The organism is Paraburkholderia sp. MPAMCS5, from assembly GCF_036016995.1.
Taxonomy (GTDB): domain Bacteria; phylum Pseudomonadota; class Gammaproteobacteria; order Burkholderiales; family Burkholderiaceae; genus Paraburkholderia.
The window spans coordinates 30,182-49,042 of the sequence record NZ_JAYXBK010000024.1; the positions used below are offsets into that span (position 1 = coordinate 30,182).

An 18,861-nucleotide genomic window follows, 5' to 3' on the forward strand; every position below is an offset into this window, starting at 1 on the left:
ATAGGTTTTTGCTTATAGTATGGCGGGCGCGAGGGGCGGCGGCAGGCAGGCGAGAAACGCACGCAGGTGAGGCGACGCGTCGTCGGTGCGAAAGGTGGCGGCGAGTGTCGAGCGATATTTCGAACCTTGCCCCACGAGATGACGATAAACCACGTCGCTGCGCCCGAGTCGCGCCACGGATTCGCCGACGAAAGTCACGCCGAGTCCCGCTGCAACGAGCGCAATCGCGGTTTGAATTTCATACGCCTGATGCGCGACGAGCGGCGTGAGACCGGCATCGCGGTACAACGATAGAACCGAGCGCTTGAACTGCCCGTTCTGATGCTTCGGATAGAGAATCAGCGGAGTATCGGCGAGATCGGCCATCTTCACTTTTTGCTGCGCGGCGAGCGGGTGCCCCGGGTCGATCGCCACCATGACCTTTTCCCGCAGAAGCGGATACGACGTGCACCCGTCAATGGCCAACGGCTGCCGGCCAATGCCAACGTGAATACGCATGTCGCGCAGCGCGTCCGCCTGTTCTTCGGTGAGCATTTCGAAAAGCTTCAGTTCGACTTGCGGATACGCGTGATGAAACGCTTTGAGCGCGGGCGGCAAAACGCTGTACATCGCCGAGCGCGTGAAGCCGATGCTGAGCCAGCCGCGCCGGCCCACGCCGATTTCTTGCGCCGCGAGGCTTGCCTGCTCCAACGCGCCGAGTATCTGACGCGCCTCGGTACACAGATAGTGCCCCGCCTCGGTCAAGGTCAGCGGACGTCTTGCACGATTCACAAGCTGTGTGCCGAGGCGCTCTTCAAGCGAACGGATTTGCTGACTGAGCGCGGGCTGCGCGATATGCAGCCGCTCGGCGGCGCGGCTGAAATTGAGCTCCTCGGCGAGAATCACGAAGCACTGTAGAGCCCTAAGGTTCATGGCGATTCTGGTTGACGTCGATACGCGCAGGATAACCTACACTGTGATTTTGATCCGCGAAAACCGGGGAGATCGTGCCATGCAACTGACCGACTTCGACACGCTGACATTCGATTGCTATGGCACATTGATCGACTGGGAGACCGGCATCTTCGAAGGCTTGCGGCCGCTTCTCGAACGCGTTGGCCCAACGCTCACGCGCGACCAGGTGCTCGAAGCGCATGCGCGGCACGAGTCGTCGCAACAGAAGTACACGCCGTATCGGCGTTATCAGGAGTTGTTGCCGATTGTCTATAAGCGTCTCGCGGAAGAGTGGCGCGTGCCGTACACGCTCGCGGACTGCGTGGCATATGGCAAATCCGTTCAGCACTGGCCCGCGTTCGACGATTCTGCCGCGGCCTTGCACTATTTGAAGCAGCACTACAAGCTGGTGATCCTGTCGAACGTGGACAACGAAAGCTTCAGCTATAGCAATGCGAAGCTGCAAGTTGAATTCGACGCCATCTTCACGGCTGAAGACATCGGTTCATATAAGCCGTCGCCGCGCAATTTCGAGTACATGCTGGAGAAGCTGGGCGAGCGCGGCATCCGCAAAGACAGGATTCTGCACACGGCAGAAAGCCTCTTTCACGATCACAAGCCGGCGAATGAATTCGGACTGGCTTCGTGCTGGATTTATCGCCGGCACGCGAAGCAGGGTTTCGGGGCGACGATGGACCCGGGCTCCCAACCCAGGATCGACTTTCGCTTTAACAGCATGGCCGAACTGGTGGAAGCCCATCGCAACGCTTTAGCGTGATACGGCCGCGCGCGCTTATTCGTCGAAGCCGCCCTGGCACAGGTACTTGATCGACAGGTAATCGTCCAGTCCGTACTTCGAGCCTTCGCGGCCGTAGCCCGACTCCTTGACGCCGCCAAAGGGCGCCGCTTCGCTCGAAATCGCGCCTTCGTTGATGCCGATCACGCCTGCTTCGAGCTGGCGCGCCACGCGGTCGATACGCCGCACGTCCTGGGTAAAGAAGTAGGCGGCGAGGCCAAACGGCGTGTCGTTTGCAAGACGGATCGCTTCGGCTTCGTCGGTAAAGCGGAACAGCGGCGCGACGGGTCCGAAGGTTTCTTCGCAACACACGAGCATGCCGTCCTGCGCGTCGGTCAGCACGGTCGGCGCGTAGTAGTTCGGGCCGAGTTCCGTGAGACGCTTGCCGCCCGTTAGCACTTTTGCCCCTTGTTTTACGGCGTTTTCCACGTGCCGCGCGATTTTGTCGATGGCGCGCTCGTTGATCATCGGACCGATTTGCGCGCTCGGGTCGGTTGCGGGCGCAACCTTCAATTCGGCCACGCGTTTCGCGAGCAGATCGGAAAAGCGCGCATAGACGCCGGCTTGCACATACACGCGGTTCGGGCACACGCAGGTTTGGCCGCCGTTGCGGAACTTGGCGGCGATCAGGCCGGCGACAGCCGCGTCGAGATCGGCGTCGTCGAACACGATGAACGGCGCGTTGCCGCCCAATTCCAGCGAGAGCTTTTTCAACGTGCCCGCGGATTCACGCGCGAGATGCTTGCCGACCGGCGTGGAACCGGTGAACGTGATCTTGCGCACGCGGGCATCGGCGAGCCAGTCGGCCACCGCTTCAATGCCTTGTTCGCGCGACGCCGACAGCATGTTCAACACGCCGTCGGGCACGCCCGCTTCCTGCGCAAGAGCGGCGAGTGCGAGCGCGGTGAGCGGCGTATCTTCGGCGGGCTTGGCGACCACGGTGCAACCGGCGGCGAGCGCGGGCGCGATTTTGCGCGCGATCATCGCGAGCGGGAAATTCCACGGTGTGATCGCGGCCACCACGCCGATCGGCTCCTTCACCGCGCTCATGCGTTTGCCGGGCTGCTGCTGCGGAATGATGTCGCCGTAGATGCGCGTCGCTTCGTCCGCGAACCACGCGACGTACGACGCGCCATACGCGACTTCGCCGCGGCTTTCCGCGAGCGGCTTGCCTTGTTCCGTCGACATCAGCTTCGCGAGGTCTTCTGTATTCGCGACGATCAGCGCGTGCCAGCGGTGCAAAATCCCGGCACGCTCGCGCGGCAGCCTGGCGCGCCAGGCCGGCAGCGCGCGGGCTGCGGCGTCGGTGGCGGCGCGCGCGTCGGCTGCGCTGCTGTTCGCGACTTCGACAATGGTTTCTCCCGTCGCGGGATTGGTGACGGCGAAGCGCGCGCCGTTCGAGGCGGCGATCCATTGTCCGTCGATGAGATTGAGCGGGCGGATCAGTTCATTGCGCGTCAATGCGAGAGACATTGCGTTGCTCCTTGTGGATGCAGCCATTTAGTGACCCGATGCTACCCGTGTCGCGGATTAAATGACTCGCCTCAAAAAGCGGCCCACGGTACGCCTGTTCTTTTTTTCAGGCCGCCACAGCATTTTGTGCTGAATGCGCTGGATGCGCCTCGCAAGTATTAACGAGTCCGCTGCTCGTTGCGCGCCTTCACACAATCGGACGTGAAGGTCATGCTGGCCTGATCGGGCGTCATGCGCGGCGCGTTCGGCGCGTAGATCGTCTCGATGATCGCGGCAAATGTGCGGCGATCGGCATCGTCGCGATAGTATTTTGCGGCTTGATTCAGCGCTTGTTCCCGGGTCTTTTTGTGCGCGCGCCATGACGCCACCTGAGCGGCGATGTCGCCCACAGCAAAGCATTGATCGCTGACGGTTTGCGCTGCGGCCTCTACGGTCGCTTGCGCGAAACATGCCGCAAGCCATGCCGATACGACGATGCGTTTCATGACGAAATCCTGTTTGGGCGCAAAGGCCGCAGTGTATCGCGGCCGCGAAGCGTCGCGCGCCGCGTCGATTCGTCGCGCGCGCAAGCACGCACGGCAAGCACACACCGAAAAAAAAGCCGCCTCGAAAGGCGGCTTCAAACACCGGAAACGATCCGGCGCTGCGTGCTCAATGTCCGAACGACTCCGCTTTCGACACCGACGCATTCGCCACATGCGGCCGCGCGGCCTGCTTGATCAGCAACGCGATGCACGCGATCACACCGGCGACGGCGATCGTCGCGAAGATGCCGCCGAACGTGAAGTGGCGGCGTGTCAGTTCGGCCACGAGGAACGAGCCCGCAATGCCGCCGAAGCGCCCGATGCCCAGCATCCACGCGACGCCCGTGCCGCGGCCTTGCGTCGGATAGAACGCGGCGGCGAGCGCGGGCATCGACGATTGCGCGGTGTTCATCAGCACGCCCGCGACGAACACGATGAACACCAGCGCGCCGACATTGCCCACCGCCTGGCCGATGAAATACACGCTCACGGCGGTCAGCGCATAGCAAGCCGCGATGATCCGGTTCGCGTTGAAGCGGTCCATCAGCACGCCGCACAGCACCGCGCCCACGCCGCCGAGCGGGAACAGCGCGGAAATCAGCGTCGCGCGTTGCGGCGTGAGGCCGGCGTCCTTCAGCAGGATCGGCATCCAGTTGATCGACGCGTAGAAGATCACGAGGCCCATGAAGTAGGTGACCCACAGCATCACCGAGCCGACGATGTACGCGCGCGACAGCACGACCGCCGCGCCTTTGCCGCCGGTTTGCGGCGCGGTTTCGGTCATCGTGAATGCGGCCGCCTCGCGGGCGTCGCTCGAAACGCGCGAGAGCGACGCGCGAATCCGCTCGGCCGGCCGGTTGGTTGCGACCATGTAGCGCACCGACTCCGGCATTTTGATGACCAGCAGGACAAACAGCAGGAGCGGCGCGATACCGCCGAGCAGCAGCACGCTGCGCCAGCCGAAATGCGGAATCATCCACGCCGCGAGGAAGCCGCCGAACGCCGCGCCGAGCGGAAAGCCGCAGAACATCAGGTTGATCACCGTGGCGCGGCGGCTGTCCGGGCAATACTCGCCCATCATCGTGACGGCGTTCGGCATGGCCGCGCCGAGACCGACGCCGGTGATGAAGCGCAACACCGTCAGATGTTCGATGCTCGAAGAGAACGCCGAGCCGAGGCACGCGACGCCGAACAGCAGCACCGAGCCCAACAGCATCGAGCGGCGTCCGAGCCGGTCAGAGAGCGGCCCCGAAGCGAGCGCGCCACACGCGAGGCCGAACAGCGCCGCGCTCAGCACGGGCGCGAGCGCCGGTTTCGGAATGCCCCATTCGGCGAGCAGCGACGGTGCAATGAAGCCGATCGCGGCAGTGTCGAAACCGTCCAGCAGGACGATGACGAAACACATGAAGAAGATCAGCCACTGGAACGGCGAAAACGGATGTTCGTTGAGGAAAGTCTGAATATTCACAGCGTTGCCGCGATTCATGGTGGGTCTCCTGACTGCAAAAAGGCTCGTCGGAGCGAGCCTCGTCTTTCTTTACGACCGGCGCCGTGAGTGGCGGCGCGCGATGTCTGTCTCTGCGACTCTGTCGGCCTCGCTCATGCATAGTATTCGGGCAGGCAGGTCGTCGCCATTCATTTCGATTTGTTCGCATATAGAACGTGGATTCTTTGAGCGAACACGCGCCACTGTAAGTAAATTGATAAGGGCGGGTCAACGCGGGATTACCCGACAGCGCGGCGAAGGGCATGCCAATGAGGCAGGGCGCGAAAGGGGAAAGCAAAACGTGAAGGCCAAACGTGAAGGCCGCACGTGAAGAGAAAAGCGGATGCCGCGGCGCGCCTCGTTCGCGCGCCGGGAAAGACGAAACCTGTCGAATCAGAGAATCACATAGATCTTGCGCATGGTCTCGTCGACTTCCCAGAGACCTTCGGTGTTCGCTTCGAAAAACAGCGTGTCGCCGCTCTTGAAGTGGACGGTTTCCTCGTTATCGGGCGTAAAGCGTCCGTGTCCCGCGAGGATGTGCATCACCTCCGCCTGCTTGACCGAGCGGCGATACGTGCCGACGCCGCATTCGAAGATGCCGGTGTCGATCGACTCCGTGCCCTTGATCACGCGTTGCACGCCCGAGACGCGGATCGGCATGGCGCCGGGCAAACCGGCCGTGCCCCAGTCTTCGAGATGTTGCAGCTTCACGCTGTCTTTGATCTGCTGAACCTTCATGTTGTCGACGCCTTTATAAATATGCGCGCCCGCTCACAGGCGGCGGGTTGAAGTGCTGGCGATGGTCTGCTCGATCTTGCCGAGGCGCACGACCGTCACGCCCGGCCGCAGTTGCCGCAACGAAGGCATCACGAGCATGCAGTTGTCGTAGGGCGTGGTGACTGCCTCGCCGTTGGACCAGCCGATCACGGCGCCCGCGTCGGGGAAGATTTCGAGGCCCGTGTAAGGCCCGGCGAAACGGAAATCCATACTCGTTGCGACGACCGGTTCCGTGACTCGCACGATGTGCTGCGCCGGCGGCAAGGGCGCGAGCCAGCCGGACGGCAGATCGCTTTCCTCGACCACGCCCGCGAGCAGCAGAAAACGCGCGGTCGTGTCGCGCGCCACCGCGACGGCGCGCTTTTCCCAGTGCTGCCCGCATTCGATCAGCAAGGCGTTCTGCGCGGCGGCGGCGTCGCCGAAGCCTTCGTAGTCGCGCATGCGGCGGCCTTCCGGGTGCCCTTCGTCGCAGATCACGGTGGCGGGCGTGCCGAGCCGCACCGCGAGGTCGATGCCTTTTTGCAGCGGCCCCGCGACGATCAACGGCTTGCACTTCTCGTGCATGGAGTGCAGGTCGAGCAGTGCGTCGACGCTGTCCACCACCGGCCGCATCGCGCGGGCGCGCGCCAGTTCGCTCGAGTCGCGCGCCAGGTCGTCGAGCACGGCGGCAGTCCACACGCGGTTGAAGTCCTGATCGACGAAACGCGCAGCGTCCGGCTTCGACGGATCGAAGCTCCGGTACGCCGCGACGTTCGCGAACGCGAGCGTGAGGCGCCCGCGCCGCGGCCGCAATGCGCGGCGCAGCAGTTCGTCCACGACGATCGCGCCGCACACTTCATTGCCGTGCGTGAGCGCGTTGATCATGACGTGCGGGCCCGGCACGCCGGAGTCGAACGTATGCACGTAGGCAATGCCCGAGTCCGACTGTTCGTGAACCGAGATGTCGGGGAACTCGACTTCGATGGGATAGCTTTCCGTGTTCATGACGTCAACCGAGCTTCGCCGCGATGGCCTGGCCGACTTCCGTCGTGTTCGCCTTGCCGCCCAGGTCGCCGGTATGCGGGCCTTCCACCAGCGTCGCTTCGATGGCGGCGAGAATCGCGTCGTGCGCCTCGCGCTCCTTGCCCTCGTGATTGCCGAGGAAGTCGAGCATCATGGCCGCCGACCAGATCATCGCGATCGGATTGGCGATGTTCTTGCCCGCGATGTCCGGCGCCGAGCCATGCACCGGCTCGAACAGCGACGGAAACTTGCGGTCGGGATTCAGGTTGCCCGACGGCGCGAGACCGATCGTGCCGGTGCACGCCGGGCCGAGATCGGACAGGATGTCGCCGAACAGATTGGTGGCCACGACCACGTCGAAGCGATCCGGATTCAGCACGAAGCGCGCGCAGAGAATGTCGATGTGCTGCTTGTCCCACGTGACGTCCGGGTACTGTCCGGCGATGCCCGCCGCGCATTTGTCCCACCACGGCATGCTGATCGCGATGCCGTTGCTCTTCGTCGCCACGGTGATCTTCTTGCGCGCGCGGCGCTGCGCGAGATCGAATGCGAACTTCAGCACGCGCTCGCTGCCGTGCCGCGTGAACACCGATTCCTGCAACACGAACTCGCGCTCCGTGCCTTCGAACATCACGCCGCCCACCGACGAATATTCGCCCTCGGTGTTTTCGCGCACGATCCAGAAGTCGATGTCGCCCGCCTTGCGGCCCGCGAGCGGCGAGGGCACGCCGGCAAAAAGCCGCGCCGGACGCAGGTTGATGTACTGGTCGAATTCGCGGCGGAACTTGAGCAGCGAGCCCCACAGCGAGATGTGGTCGGGCACCGTGTCGGGCCAGCCGACCGCGCCGAACAGAATCGCGTCGGCCGATTGCAGTTGTGCTTTCCAGTCGTCCGGCATCATCTTGCCGTGCTTCGCGTAGTACTCGCAGCTCGCCCATTCGATGTGCTGATACTCCAGCTCGATGCCGAAACGCGTCTTGACCGTGTCGAGCACGCGCAACGCTTCGGGCATGACTTCGACGCCGATGCCGTCGCCGGGAATGACTGCGATCCGATATTTCTTCGACATGTTGTGCTCCTCCATTAGGGCTAGTCCCGATTCGATGACAGTTATTTTATTCCTGCTGTTTGGCTCTAAAATAATCGCTTTAGTTAAGCCACTGTGCACGATTCGTGTACAAACTCACCGCCTTCGAGCCACCTATGAACGCCGTCCCGTCACCCGATCTCGGCGATTTGCGCGTGTTTTGCGAAGTCGCGCGCAAGTCCAGTTTCAGCGCGGCGGCGGAGGCGCTTTCGGTGTCCGCGGCTTATGTGAGCAAGCGGATCAATGTGCTGGAGACTACGCTCGGTACGCGTTTGTTGCACCGGTCCACGCGCCGCGTGGCGATCACGGAGGCCGGCGAACGCGTCTATACGTGGGCCGAAAAAATTCTCGACGACGTCGACCAACTCGTGGAAGACGTCTCCACCACGCGGCGCATTCCGGGCGGCAAGCTGCGCATTTCGAGCAGCTTCGGTTTTGGCCGGCGCTTTGTCGCGCCCGCGCTCGCGCGCTTCTCCGAGCGTTATCCGCAATTGAGCGTGCGGCTCGATCTGTTCGACCGGCTGGTCGATGTGGCCGGCGAAGGCTTCGATCTCGACATTCGCATCGGCGACGAAATCGCGCCGCATCTGATCGCGCGGCGGCTCGCGCCGAATCATCGCGTGTTGTGCGCGTCGCCCGACTATCTCGCGCGGCATGGCGCGCCGCGTCAGCTTGCGGACCTGTCGTCGCATGCGTGTCTCGCGATCAAGGAGCGCGATCATCCGTTCGGTTTGTGGCGGCTGACCGTGCGCGGCGAAGCGGCGTCGATCAAGGTCACGGGACCGTTGTCGACCAATCACGGCGAAGTGGCGGTGCAATGGGCATTGGCCGGGCGCGGCATCGTGCTGCGTTCGATGTGGGACGTGCGGCCGCTTCTGGAAAGCGGCCAGTTGCAGCAGATCTTGCCCGACGTGACGCAACCGGCGAACTTGTGGGCGGTGTATCCGGCGCGGCTCGCGCAGTCGGCGAAAGTGCGCGTGTGCGTGGACTTCCTCAGCGAGGAATTCGCGCAATGGAGCCCGCCGGAACAGAGCGCCTAATTGTGATTCTGCGAGAACAGGGTTTCGAGCGGATAGTGGCTCTTCACGAACGGCGACTTGATGATCACGTAGCTGAAATACTTTTCAATGCCGATGTCGCGTTCCAGTAAGCCTTCGATAATGCTCTGGTAATGGCTCACGCTACGCGTGACGAACTTCAGCAGGTAATCGTAGCCGCCGCTCGCGAGATGGCACTCCACGATTTCATCGACGTCGCGAATGGCATTCACGAACTTGATGAAGTCTTCCCGCCGATGATCGGCGAGCGTGACTTCGGTGAAAACGATCTGCACGTCGCCGAGCTTTTCGAGCTGGATCTGGGCGCCATAGCCGACGATGTAGCCGGCTTTCTCCAGGCGCTTGACGCGAATCAGGCAAGGGCTGGGCGAAAGGCCGACCGCATCGGCAAGCTCGACGTTGGTTATGCGGCCTTTCTTTTGCAACTGCGAAAGTATGCGCAGGTCAATACGGTCTAGCTTGCAATCGCTGCTCATCGTAACGTGTGATTCCGGCGGTTGAGGTAAGGGGCTGAGGGCGCCCTCTACTCTAGCATGCAGCGGCGCTAGTTTTGAGCCGGTTCTCCACCGCGTGACCCTTCAGCGCGGCTCGCACGTCGGCTTGCGCGAGAACATCGTCGAGGGTTTTTTCGAGCCGTTCGAACATCAGATCGAAGTTGGATTCGGTGTACGAAAGCGCCGGCGCAAAGCCGAGAATGTTATCGCCGAAGGCCCGGAAAACCAGGCGGTTTTCGTATGCCGCGGCGGCGATGCGATCCGACAGTTTCAGCGCCGGGTCGAACTGCGCCTTGGTGTCTTTGTCCGCGACGAGTTCAAGCGCGCCGAGCAGGCCGCGATGGCGCGAGTCGCCCACGAGCGGATGCGCGAGCAGCGCGTCGAGGCCGCCGGCGAAACGCGGCGCGCGCGCCACGCCGTTCGCGAGCAGGCCGCCTTCGTGATACAGCCGCAGCACTTCGAGACCGATCGCCGCGCTCACCGGATGCGCCGAATACGTGTGACCGTGGCCGACCACGGCTTCGGTATCGCCGTCGGCAATGCCGCGGTAAATTTCATCGGACATCAACACCGCGCCCATCGGCGCATAACCCGCGGTCAAGCCCTTGGCGACCGTCATCAGATCCGGTTCGACGTTTTCGCCCTGGCACGCGAAGAGCGGACCCGTGCGGCCAAAACCGGTAATCACTTCGTCGGCGACGAACAGAATGCCGAGCTTGCGGCACGCTTCGCGCATCGCCTTCAGCCAGCCGACCGGCGGCACAATCACGCCGCCCGAGCCCTGGATCGGCTCGCAGAAGAACGCGGCGACGTTGTCCGCGCCGAGTTCCGCGACCTGCGCTTCGAGCGACGCGACCGAGGCCGCGATCAGCGCGGCGTCGTCGGCGTAATGGCTGCGATACGCATACGGCGACGGCAGGTGATGCTGGTTCGGCAGCGGCAGATCGAAGTTGCGATGGAACGCGGGCAACGCGGTGAGCCCCGCGCCCATAGTCGACGAACCGTGATAGCCGCGTTGCAGCGCGATGATGTGCTTCTTCGCCGGCCGGCCCGTCGAGTTGAAGTAATGCGTGATGAAGCGGATGGCCGAGTCGATCGCGTCCGAGCCGCCGAGCGTGAAGTACACGTGTTGCAGCGAAGCGGGCGCGACCTGCGCGAGTTTTTGCGCGAGTTCGATGGCGGGTTCCGAGCCGAAGTGGAAATAGCCCGTCGCGTAGGGCAGCTTCTTCATCTGGGCGGTGGCGGCTTCGACAATGCTGTCCTGGCCGTAGCCCACGTTCACGCACCACAGGCCGGAAAACGCGTCGAGCAACTCGTTGCCCGCCGCGTCGCGCAAAAACGCGCCGCTCGCGGATTCGAGCACGGTGACGCCGCGCGCCTCGTGCGCCCGGTAGTTGATGACAGGATGAATCAGATGCTGGCGGTCGGCTTCGATGAGCGATTGGATCGGCATGATGGGTTCTCGTCGCGGAAAGGGGCTGTTGACCGTTCCATACTACTGATCTGCGGCGATCGCCTGCTTACCTAAACAATTGCCGGAAAAGCGCGCGCGACGCGTTTTGGTGCACGCCCTTAGCATTTTCTGCTGCGGACGTTGAAAAGCGGCGGCGCGAGCCGGTTACGTCTATTAAGTGGGATGCGGGCGCTCAATAGCCGCGTGAGCGGTCGATCTGACCGAGCATCGGCAGACCTGCGCGATGGCGGCGCAGGTTGTCGAGCACGACATCGACTGCGGTATCGGGCCGCGTCGCGCTGGCGATATGCGGGGTGATGCGCACGCGCGGATGCGTCCACAACGGATGTCCGGCCGGCAGCGGCTCGGGATCGGTCACGTCCAGAATGGCGCTCTGGAGCTGGCCGCTTTCGAGCGCCGCGAGCAGATCGGGCTGATTCAGATGCGCGCCGCGCCCCGTCTGGATCAGCGACGCGCCGCGCGGCAGCTTCGCGAACAGGCTGGCGTCGAGCAGGCCGCGCGTGGCGGGCGTCAGCGGCAACAGGCAAACCAGCATGTCGGTGCGGCCCAGAAACGCGTCGAGCGAATCTTCGCCCGCAAAACATTCGACGCCCTCGATCTCGCGCGGCGAACGGCTCCAGCCCGCGCAGGCAAAGCCGAACAGGCGTAGCCGCTGCAGCACGGCGGTGCCCAGCACGCCGAGACCGAGCACGCCGATGCGCCGTTGCGCGGCGAGCTTGAGCGGCAACTCGCGCCACACCTGCTGCTGTTGCGCAAGCGCGTAGTCAAAGAGATCGCGGTGAATCGTCAGCGCGGCTTGCGTCACGTATTCGACCATGCCCTCGACGAGGCCCGGTTCGATCATCCGCACGATCGGCACATGCGCGGGCACGCCCGACAGATCGAATTGATCGACGCCCGCGCCCACGGAAAACACCACTTCGAGATTTGGAAACGTGCGCGCCGGGTTCTCGGGCGGCTGCCACGCGACCAGATAGCGGATCGCGGCCGGATCGCCGTGATAAGGCCAGACATGAAACGGCACGTCGGGCGCCTTCTCGGCGAAGCGTTGCGCCCATTGCGCGCCGCGCGCCGGGTCGGCTTTATAGAGGAGAGCCATGAGCGGTCAAAAAATCGCCTGATTGATGATGCCGTATTGCGCGTACGGCGTGGCCTGCGCGTTCAGGCTTTCCGGCGCGGCGTTGCGCACCATCCTGACGACGGTGTCCACGCGCGGCAGGCCCAATTGTTCGAGCCAGTCGGTCAGGCCGCTGTCGCCCGGCGTATCGACGCGCACGAACACGCCTTCGTTGAGCGCGAGCCAGTGGCTGATGAGCGCCTTCGCGCGGCTCGAATCCCCGGACGCGGGCGCGACCACCGGACCAATCGCAAAGCCCCGTCCGAAGCGGCGAAAGAGCGCGAAGCCGACCAGTTCGCCGTCGCGGTCGAGCGCGATGCCGTCGGCGTTTTCGAGCAGCGCGGGCAGCACTTCGCCACGGTCGAGGCCGCTTGCGTGCGAAGCCAGCTCGACGAGCCGCGCCGTGTCGCTCGAACCCAGCGGCCGCAAACGCTCGCCGGGCGGCAACGACACGAGCGGCGGCTGGAACGCCGCGCCCTGATGCTGGTCGAGCGTGCCGGTCGCGCGAAAGCCGAGCTTTTCGTAAAGCGGCTGACCGGCGGCGGTCGCGTGCAGGAACGTGATGCGGCCGCCGAGTTCTTCGAGCAGCAGTTCCATCAGCTTTTTGCCGATACCGCGTCCTTGCTGCGCGGGCGACACGATCACCATGCCGAGCGACGCGCGATCCGCGCCGAACTTCCAGCACAGCGCGGTGCCGATCACGCCGCTCGCGTCTTCGGCGACGAAACCCATGCCTAGCTGCGCGACGAATTTCCAGTCGTCCGCGCGATGCGGCCATTTGAGTTCGACCGTCAACGCATGGGCGGCGGCGACGTCGTCGAGGGTAAAGCGTCGGTAGGTAATCGGATCGGGCACGCCGTACTCCCTGAATGACTAGATGACTGGAGGCTTACGCGTCACTGTGTCATCCGGGGCGCGGTGTGACTAGGACGATCTTTTTATCCGGCGCGCTTCAGAGGGCCGCATCGAAATTCGATGCAAAACGCCCGGTCTGGGCCCGCATTACAAGCGGGTTCTGCTGCGTGGCGATTTTTGTCGGCGACATATGCCAGGCGCGCGGCTCTACGATTTTGTCATGGCGGCGCTGCGCTGCGCTGCGTCGTGGCGCGGCATTGCAGCGGCGCGGGCGGTTTCCATCAGCCGGCTAGCCGGCCAGCCGGTCGGCCGGTCACTTACTCAGGACACTTTCTCATGCACAGCTTCAATCCGGACGATGTCGCGATTCGCAGCGGCCACTTCATCGGCGGCGAGTACGTGGAAGGCCGCGAGCAGGACGGCCGGCCCGGCGCGCGCCGCATCGAGGTGGCGCGCCCGTCGGACGGCGTGCTCTACGCGAGCGTGCCGGTCGCCGACGCGGACATGGTGGATCGCGCGGTCGAAAACGCCTGGCACGCCTTTCGCACGAGCGGCTGGGCGCGCATGGCGCCGCGCGAGCGCGCGAAAATCATGCGCCGTTTCGCCGATCTGGTGGACGCCGACGCGCCCGCGCTCGGCCGTCTCGAAGCGCTCGGCTCGACGCGCCCGGTGGCGCAAGCCGTGTCGTGGGACGTGCCCTTCACCGCCGAAGGCATCCGCTTCTATGCCGAATTCGCCGACAAGCTGGGCGGCGACGTCGCGGCTACCGACCACGATCATCTCGGCATGACGATCGCCGAGCCGTATGGCGTGATCGGCGCCATCGCGCCGTGGAATTTCCCGCTCGTCATGGCCTCGTGGAAGATCGCGCCGGCGCTCGCCGCCGGCAACGCGGTGGTGTTGAAGCCTTCGGAGATGACGCCGTTCTCCGTGCTGCGCCTCGCCGAACTCGCCGTGCAGGCGGGCGTGCCCGCGGGCATCTTCAATGTGATTCAGGGCGACGGCCACACTACCGGCGACGCGCTGGTGCGTCATCCGAAGATCAGCAAGGTCACGTTCACCGGATCGACGCGCACCGGCGCCGCGATCATGGCGGCGTGCGCGAGCGCCGGCACCAAGCCGGTCACGCTCGAACTGGGCGGCAAGAGCCCGCAGATCGTATTCGCCGACGCGCCGCGCCTCGACGACGTAGCGCGCCGTATCGCCGGGGCGATCACCGGCAACGCGGGACAAGTGTGCGTGGCGGGCTCGCGCCTGCTCGTCGAGCGAAGCCTGGCGGAGCCGCTCGCCGAGCGCATCGGCAGGATCTTCGCGGAACTGAAACCGGGCGCGACCTGGGCGGCCGACACGACGCTCTCGCCGATCATTTCCGAGCCGCAGGCGGCGCGCATCGACGGCATTGTGGGGCGCACGCTCGACGCGGGCGCGACCCTGCGCTACGGCGGCGTGCGCGCCGACGCGGGCCAGGCTTCGGGCGCGTTCTCGGGGGCGTTCTCGGGGGCGTTCTATACGCCGACCTTGCTCACCGACGTCACCGCCAGGTCCGAAGCCGTGCGCGAAGAAGTGTTCGGCCCGGTGCTGACGCTGCAAACCTTCGACACCGAAGAGGAAGCGCTCGCGCTCGCGCAGCATCCGGAATATGGGCTCGCCGCCGGCGTGCATACCGCCGACCTCGGCCGCGCGCTGCGCTTCGTGCGCGGTCTCGAAGCCGGAACCGTGTGGGTCAACCGCTATGGCCGCACGTCCGACTTCATGATTCCGACGGGCGGCTACAAGCGCTCGGGCATCGGCAAAGACCTTGGGCGCCAGGCGTACGAAGCCAATCTGCGCTTCAAGAGCGTGCTGATCGACATGCGGCCCTGAGTTCCTGAGTCCCTGGGTCTCTGAGGCGCCGGTCTGGCCGCCCGCGCTCACGGCCGGTCACGGCACAGTGTGCTGCGCGGCGGCCCAAAAACGCATGGTTTGTGTCACGAGCAGCGCGCGAATCAGGAACATCTATGTTTTTGCGCTGATTAAATCTTTCACAGGAATCAGGTTTTGCTGTTTTCGCCAATGAGCTCGATGCGAGTTCGCCACCACGATAGGACTGCACCATGATCGACTTCGAACCGAAATACATCACTTTCGACTGCTACGGTACGCTCACCCGATTCCGCATGGCCGAGATGACGCGCGAGCTTTACGGCCACCTGCTGAAGGGCGACGACCTCGAAAAGCTGGTCGCGTTCTACGCGGGCTATCGCCGCGACGAAGTGCTGGGCGCATGGAAGCCGTATCGCGAAGTCGTGGTGAATGCGCTGCGCCGCGCGTGCAAGCGCATGAACGTCGAGTTCAACGAAGCCGGCGCCAATGCGATCTACGAAGCCGTGCCGACGTGGGGTCCGCATCCGGACGTGCCGGAAGGTCTTTCCCGCCTCGCGAAGAAGTACAAGCTGGTGATTCTGTCGAACGCATCGGACGATCAGATTCAAAGCAACGTCGACAAGCTCGGCGCGCCGTTCCATGCGGTGTTCACGGCACAGCAGGCGCAATCGTACAAGCCGCGCATGCAAGGCTTCGAGTACATGTTCGACAAGCTCAACTGCAATCCGGAAGACGTTCTGCACGTGTCGTCGAGCCTGCGCTACGACCTGATGACCGTGCACGACATGGGCGTCAAGCACAAGGCGTTCATCAATCGCGGCCATGAACCGTCCACGCCGTATTACGAGTACGTCGAGGTCAACGGCATTCCGCAACTGGCCGCCGAACTCGGCCTGTAAGCGCCGGCCACGCCGAGGACACACCGGATGAAGCTCGATTCCTACTGGCTCGACACCGCGCCGCCGTGCGTCCCGGCGTGCGAAGGTCCGGTCGACGGCCACGCCGATGTGGTGGTGATCGGCGCGGGTTTCACCGGCTTGTCGGCGGCTCAGGCGCTGTGCAAGCGCGGCGCGTCGGTGACGGTGGTGGATGCCGGCCGCGTGGGCGGCGGCGCGTCGGGCCGCAACGGCGGCCAGGTGAATACGGGCGTCGCGCAAGACTTCGCGGCGCTCGCCGCGCAGCTTGGCATCGAGCGCGCGAGCGCGTGTTATCGCGCGTATTCGGACGCGGTCGATACGGTCGAGCGTCTGATCCGCGAAGAGCGGATCGACTGCAATTACACGGCGACCGGCAAGCTGAAGCTGGCGTCGAAGCCGCATCATCTCGCGCATCTGGAGAAAACGGCGGATCTGATTCGCCGCACGGTGGATACCGACATCGAACTCATCGACGGTGAAGGTATTCGCGGCGAAGTGCAGTCGGACAGTTTTCATGGCGGGCTGTTGCAGCGTCACGGCGGCCAGATGCATATGGGCCGGTTCGCGCTCGGGCTCGCCGAAGCGGCGGTTCGGCGCGGCGCGAGGCTTTATGAAAACGCGGCGGTGGCGTCGATCGTGAAAGACGGCGGTGCGCATCGCGTCGTCACGGCGCGCGGCGAAGTGCGCGCGAAGCAGGTGCTGATCGCAACCGGGCCGTCGCGGCATGGGCCGTTCGGCTGGTACCGGCGACGGCTCGCGCCGGTCGGCTCGTTCATCGTCGTGACGGAGCCGCTGTCGCCGGATGTCGTGGCGCAGGTGTTGCCGAACCGGCGCGCGTACACGACCACGCGCCTCATGCACAACTACTTTCGCGTCACGCCCGACTCGCGTTTGCTGTTCGGCGGCCGCGCGCGCTTCACGGCTTCCGAGCGTCCGTCCGATGCGAAGAGCGGGCGCATCCTGCAACAGGGTCTTGCCGCGATGTTTCCGATGCTCGCGGGCGCGCGCATCGACTATTGCTGGGGCGGTCTCGTCGACATGAGCGCCGACCGCCTGCCGCACGCGGGGCAGCACGACGGCATCTATTTTTCGATGGGCTACAGCGGCCACGGCACGCAGATGTCCACCCACATGGGTCAGGTGATGGCCGACGTGATGGACGGGCGCGACGAGCGCAACCCATGGAGCGGCGCCGAATGGGCCGCGATTCCAGGACACACCGGCAAGCCCTGGTTCCTTCCGCTCGTGGGGACGTATTACCGTATCAAAGACCTCTTCTATTGAAGTCCCGGTGTTGAAGTCTCACCGTTGAAGTCCTGCTGTCGAAGTTGCCAGTCAAGCCCACGCATACACACCACTGCCACTCTCGCGGAGACATTCGATGAATAAGGAAAACCCACAACACGGCGCGTTCGACCCCGGTCACGAGCTGGAGCAATTGACGGCGAAAGGCGCCTCGCGACGCGACGTGCTGCGCGCGATGGCCGCCGCCGGCATGATGTCGATGACGGGCGCCGGGCTGCTCGCCGCAAGCGGCGCGGCCCTCGCCCAAGGCAAGCCGAAGCCGGGCGGCAAGATTCGCGTGGCGACGCAGTCCGCTTCCGCCGCCGACACGGTCGACCCCGCGAAGGGCGCGTTCGCCACGGACTACGTTCGTTGCAACATGTTCTACAACGGGCTGACCGAACTCGACTCGCATCTCGGCGCGAAGATGGCGCTCGCCACCTCGCTCGACACGAAGGACGCGACCGTGTGGGTCGTCAAGCTGCGCAGCGGCGTGCAGTTCCACGACGGCAAATCGCTCACGCCCGCCGACGTGGTCTATTCGATCATGCGTCACAAGGACCCGGCCACGGCATCGAAGGCGAAGACGCTCGCCGATCAGATCAAGGAAGCGAAGGCCACCGGCCCGGACGAAGTGACGATCACGCTCGAAGGCGCGAATGCCGACCTGCCCGTGATTCTCGCCACGTCGCACTTTCTCATCATTAAAGACGGCACGAAGGATTTCAAAACGGCCGTCGGCACCGGCCCGTACAAGGTGAAGGAATTCTCGCCCGGCGTTCGCACGATCGGCGTGAAGAACGAAAAGTACTGGAAGCCGGGCATGCCGTATCTCGACGAGATCGAGCTGATCGGCATCGGCGACGAATCCGCGCGCGTGAATGCGCTGCTGTCAGGCGACGTGCAGCTGATCAACGCGGTGACGCCGCGCTCGACGGCGCGCATCAAGAGCGCGGGCGGCTTCTCGGTGCTGGAGACGAAAACCGGCCAGTACACGGACCTGGTGGTTCGCGACGAAGGCGGCATTTCCGGCTCCGACGATTTTCGGCGAGGCATGATGTACTTGCAGGACCGCGAGCAGATTCACCGCGCGATCTTCCAGGGCTACGGCGCAATCGGCAACGATCAGCCGATCGATCCGACCAACAAGTATTACCTGGCCGGTTTGCCGCAGCGCAAGTTCGATCTCGACAAGGCGAAGTACCACTTCCAGAAGGCCAAGGTGGGCAGCGCGCCGATGCAGATTTACGCGTCGCCGGCCGCCGAGGGTTCGGTGGAGATGGCCATGCTGCTTCAGCAGGTCGCGCCGCAGGCAGGCTTGAATCTGCAGGTGACACGCGTGCCGGCGGACGGCTACTGGTCGAACCACTGGATGAAGCATCCGCTCGGCTATGGCGCGGTGAACGCGCGTCCGAGCGCCGACGTGCTGCTCACGCAGTTCTTCAAGTCGGACGCGCCGTGGAACGAAGCGAACTGGAAGAACCCGAAGTTCGACCAGTTGCTGGTCGCGGCGCGCGGCGAACCGGACGACGCCAAACGCAAGCAGATTTACGGCGATATTCAGGTGCTGATCCATGACAACGGCGGCATCGGCATTCCGCTGTTCCAGAGTTCGCTCGACGCCTTCACGAACAAGCTCAAGGGACTCGGCTCGATTCCGCTGGCCGGTCTGATGGGTTTCGATTTCGCGGAAAACGTCTGGCTAGAGGCGTAAACAAGGC

At 64.2% G+C, this 18,861-nt stretch carries 17 protein-coding genes; 6 read left to right on the forward strand and 11 right to left on the reverse strand.

All coding sequences use genetic code 11. The features are described from left to right. Window positions 1–12: 12 nt before the first annotated feature. Complete coding sequence (locus VOM14_RS29950; RefSeq protein WP_327632345.1) at window positions 13–912, reverse strand: LysR family transcriptional regulator; 900 nt, start codon at window positions 910–912, stop codon at window positions 13–15. A gap of 79 nt (window positions 913–991) precedes the next feature. Here VOM14_RS29950 and VOM14_RS29955 point away from each other — a divergent pair, with 79 nt between their 5' ends. After that, complete coding sequence (locus VOM14_RS29955) at window positions 992–1,711, forward strand: haloacid dehalogenase type II (protein WP_327632346.1); 720 nt, start codon at window positions 992–994, stop codon at window positions 1,709–1,711. Window positions 1,712–1,726: 15 nt separating this feature from the next. Here VOM14_RS29955 and VOM14_RS29960 read toward each other — a convergent pair whose 3' ends face one another. The 6 genes from VOM14_RS29960 to VOM14_RS29985 all read right to left on the reverse strand — a co-directional run bounded on the left by VOM14_RS29960 (window position 1,727) and on the right by VOM14_RS29985 (window position 8,060). Continuing rightward, the gene (locus tag VOM14_RS29960) at window positions 1,727–3,202 is read right to left on the reverse strand and encodes an NAD-dependent succinate-semialdehyde dehydrogenase (protein ID WP_327632347.1); all 1,476 of its coding nucleotides are present in this window, start codon (window positions 3,200–3,202) and stop codon (window positions 1,727–1,729) included. A gap of 158 nt (window positions 3,203–3,360) precedes the next feature. Next, window positions 3,361–3,687, reverse strand: coding sequence for a hypothetical protein (locus tag VOM14_RS29965; protein WP_327632348.1), 327 nt, complete (start codon window positions 3,685–3,687; stop codon window positions 3,361–3,363). Between the two features lie 166 nt (window positions 3,688–3,853). Continuing rightward, on the reverse strand, window positions 3,854–5,212 hold the full coding sequence (locus tag VOM14_RS29970) for an MFS transporter (protein ID WP_327632349.1): 1,359 nt from the start codon (window positions 5,210–5,212) through the stop codon (window positions 3,854–3,856). A 393-nt stretch (window positions 5,213–5,605) separates the two neighbouring features. Next, on the reverse strand, window positions 5,606–5,950 hold the full coding sequence (locus VOM14_RS29975; protein ID WP_327632350.1) for a cupin domain-containing protein: 345 nt from the start codon (window positions 5,948–5,950) through the stop codon (window positions 5,606–5,608). A gap of 33 nt (window positions 5,951–5,983) precedes the next feature. After that, on the reverse strand, window positions 5,984–6,973 hold the full coding sequence (locus VOM14_RS29980; RefSeq protein WP_327632351.1) for a succinylglutamate desuccinylase/aspartoacylase domain-containing protein: 990 nt from the start codon (window positions 6,971–6,973) through the stop codon (window positions 5,984–5,986). A gap of 4 nt (window positions 6,974–6,977) precedes the next feature. Further along, window positions 6,978–8,060: a tartrate dehydrogenase gene (locus VOM14_RS29985; RefSeq protein WP_327632352.1), complete on the reverse strand. Its 1,083-nt coding sequence runs from the start codon at window positions 8,058–8,060 to the stop codon at window positions 6,978–6,980. 134 nt (window positions 8,061–8,194) lie between these two features. Here VOM14_RS29985 and VOM14_RS29990 point away from each other — a divergent pair, with 134 nt between their 5' ends. Continuing rightward, window positions 8,195–9,118: a LysR substrate-binding domain-containing protein gene (locus VOM14_RS29990; RefSeq protein ID WP_327632353.1), complete on the forward strand. Its 924-nt coding sequence runs from the start codon at window positions 8,195–8,197 to the stop codon at window positions 9,116–9,118. Here VOM14_RS29990 and VOM14_RS29995 read toward each other — a convergent pair. The 4 genes from VOM14_RS29995 to VOM14_RS30010 form a co-directional block, all read right to left on the reverse strand. Further along, complete coding sequence (locus tag VOM14_RS29995; protein ID WP_327632354.1) at window positions 9,115–9,612, reverse strand: Lrp/AsnC family transcriptional regulator; 498 nt, start codon at window positions 9,610–9,612, stop codon at window positions 9,115–9,117. The genes VOM14_RS29990 and VOM14_RS29995 overlap by 4 nt on opposite strands. Window positions 9,613–9,664: 52 nt before the next feature. Next, window positions 9,665–11,083 (reverse strand): aspartate aminotransferase family protein, encoded by a 1,419-nt coding sequence (locus VOM14_RS30000; RefSeq protein ID WP_327632355.1) that lies wholly within the window; start codon window positions 11,081–11,083, stop codon window positions 9,665–9,667. A gap of 193 nt (window positions 11,084–11,276) precedes the next feature. After that, window positions 11,277–12,203, reverse strand: a complete 927-nt coding sequence (locus VOM14_RS30005; RefSeq protein ID WP_327632356.1) for a 2-hydroxyacid dehydrogenase — start codon at window positions 12,201–12,203, stop codon at window positions 11,277–11,279. 6 nt (window positions 12,204–12,209) lie between these two features. After that, window positions 12,210–13,076, reverse strand: coding sequence for a GNAT family N-acetyltransferase (locus VOM14_RS30010; protein ID WP_327632357.1), 867 nt, complete (start codon window positions 13,074–13,076; stop codon window positions 12,210–12,212). A 336-nt stretch (window positions 13,077–13,412) separates the two neighbouring features. On the opposite strand from VOM14_RS30010, the gene VOM14_RS30015 reads away from it, so the two are divergent. The 4 genes from VOM14_RS30015 to VOM14_RS30030 all read left to right on the forward strand — a co-directional run bounded on the left by VOM14_RS30015 (window position 13,413) and on the right by VOM14_RS30030 (window position 18,854). Beyond that, window positions 13,413–14,939: an aldehyde dehydrogenase family protein gene (locus tag VOM14_RS30015; RefSeq protein WP_327632358.1), complete on the forward strand. Its 1,527-nt coding sequence runs from the start codon at window positions 13,413–13,415 to the stop codon at window positions 14,937–14,939. A gap of 230 nt (window positions 14,940–15,169) precedes the next feature. Next, a complete protein-coding gene (locus VOM14_RS30020) occupies window positions 15,170–15,838 on the forward strand; it encodes a haloacid dehalogenase type II (RefSeq protein WP_327632359.1) in 669 nt (222 codons plus the stop codon). A gap of 27 nt (window positions 15,839–15,865) precedes the next feature. Continuing rightward, the gene (locus VOM14_RS30025) at window positions 15,866–17,140 is read left to right on the forward strand and encodes an NAD(P)/FAD-dependent oxidoreductase (protein WP_327632360.1); all 1,275 of its coding nucleotides are present in this window, start codon (window positions 15,866–15,868) and stop codon (window positions 17,138–17,140) included. 97 nt (window positions 17,141–17,237) lie between these two features. After that, the gene (locus VOM14_RS30030; RefSeq protein WP_327632361.1) at window positions 17,238–18,854 is read left to right on the forward strand and encodes an ABC transporter substrate-binding protein; all 1,617 of its coding nucleotides are present in this window, start codon (window positions 17,238–17,240) and stop codon (window positions 18,852–18,854) included. Window positions 18,855–18,861 lie beyond the last annotated feature (7 nt).

Bases quoted from the DNA above. Each gene is read 5' to 3' on its own strand.
- VOM14_RS29995 (WP_327632354.1), bottom strand. From the start codon at position 9,612: ATGAGCAGCGATTGCAAGCTAGACCGTATTGACCTGCGCATACTTTCG.
- VOM14_RS29955 (WP_327632346.1), top strand. From the start codon at position 992: ATGCAACTGACCGACTTCGACACGCTGACATTCGATTGCTATGGCACA.
- VOM14_RS30020 (WP_327632359.1), top strand. From the start codon at position 15,170: ATGATCGACTTCGAACCGAAATACATCACTTTCGACTGCTACGGTACG.
- VOM14_RS29975 (WP_327632350.1), bottom strand. From the start codon at position 5,950: ATGAAGGTTCAGCAGATCAAAGACAGCGTGAAGCTGCAACATCTCGAA.
- VOM14_RS29970 (WP_327632349.1), bottom strand. From the start codon at position 5,212: ATGAATCGCGGCAACGCTGTGAATATTCAGACTTTCCTCAACGAACAT.
- VOM14_RS30025 (WP_327632360.1), top strand. From the start codon at position 15,866: ATGAAGCTCGATTCCTACTGGCTCGACACCGCGCCGCCGTGCGTCCCG.
- VOM14_RS29980 (WP_327632351.1), bottom strand. From the start codon at position 6,973: ATGAACACGGAAAGCTATCCCATCGAAGTCGAGTTCCCCGACATCTCG.
- VOM14_RS29985 (WP_327632352.1), bottom strand. From the start codon at position 8,060: ATGTCGAAGAAATATCGGATCGCAGTCATTCCCGGCGACGGCATCGGC.
- VOM14_RS30005 (WP_327632356.1), bottom strand. From the start codon at position 12,203: ATGGCTCTCCTCTATAAAGCCGACCCGGCGCGCGGCGCGCAATGGGCG.
- VOM14_RS29950 (WP_327632345.1), bottom strand. From the start codon at position 912: ATGAACCTTAGGGCTCTACAGTGCTTCGTGATTCTCGCCGAGGAGCTC.
- VOM14_RS30030 (WP_327632361.1), top strand. From the start codon at position 17,238: ATGAATAAGGAAAACCCACAACACGGCGCGTTCGACCCCGGTCACGAG.
- VOM14_RS29960 (WP_327632347.1), bottom strand. From the start codon at position 3,202: ATGTCTCTCGCATTGACGCGCAATGAACTGATCCGCCCGCTCAATCTC.
- VOM14_RS30015 (WP_327632358.1), top strand. From the start codon at position 13,413: ATGCACAGCTTCAATCCGGACGATGTCGCGATTCGCAGCGGCCACTTC.
- VOM14_RS30000 (WP_327632355.1), bottom strand. From the start codon at position 11,083: ATGCCGATCCAATCGCTCATCGAAGCCGACCGCCAGCATCTGATTCAT.
- VOM14_RS29990 (WP_327632353.1), top strand. From the start codon at position 8,195: ATGAACGCCGTCCCGTCACCCGATCTCGGCGATTTGCGCGTGTTTTGC.
- VOM14_RS29965 (WP_327632348.1), bottom strand. From the start codon at position 3,687: ATGAAACGCATCGTCGTATCGGCATGGCTTGCGGCATGTTTCGCGCAA.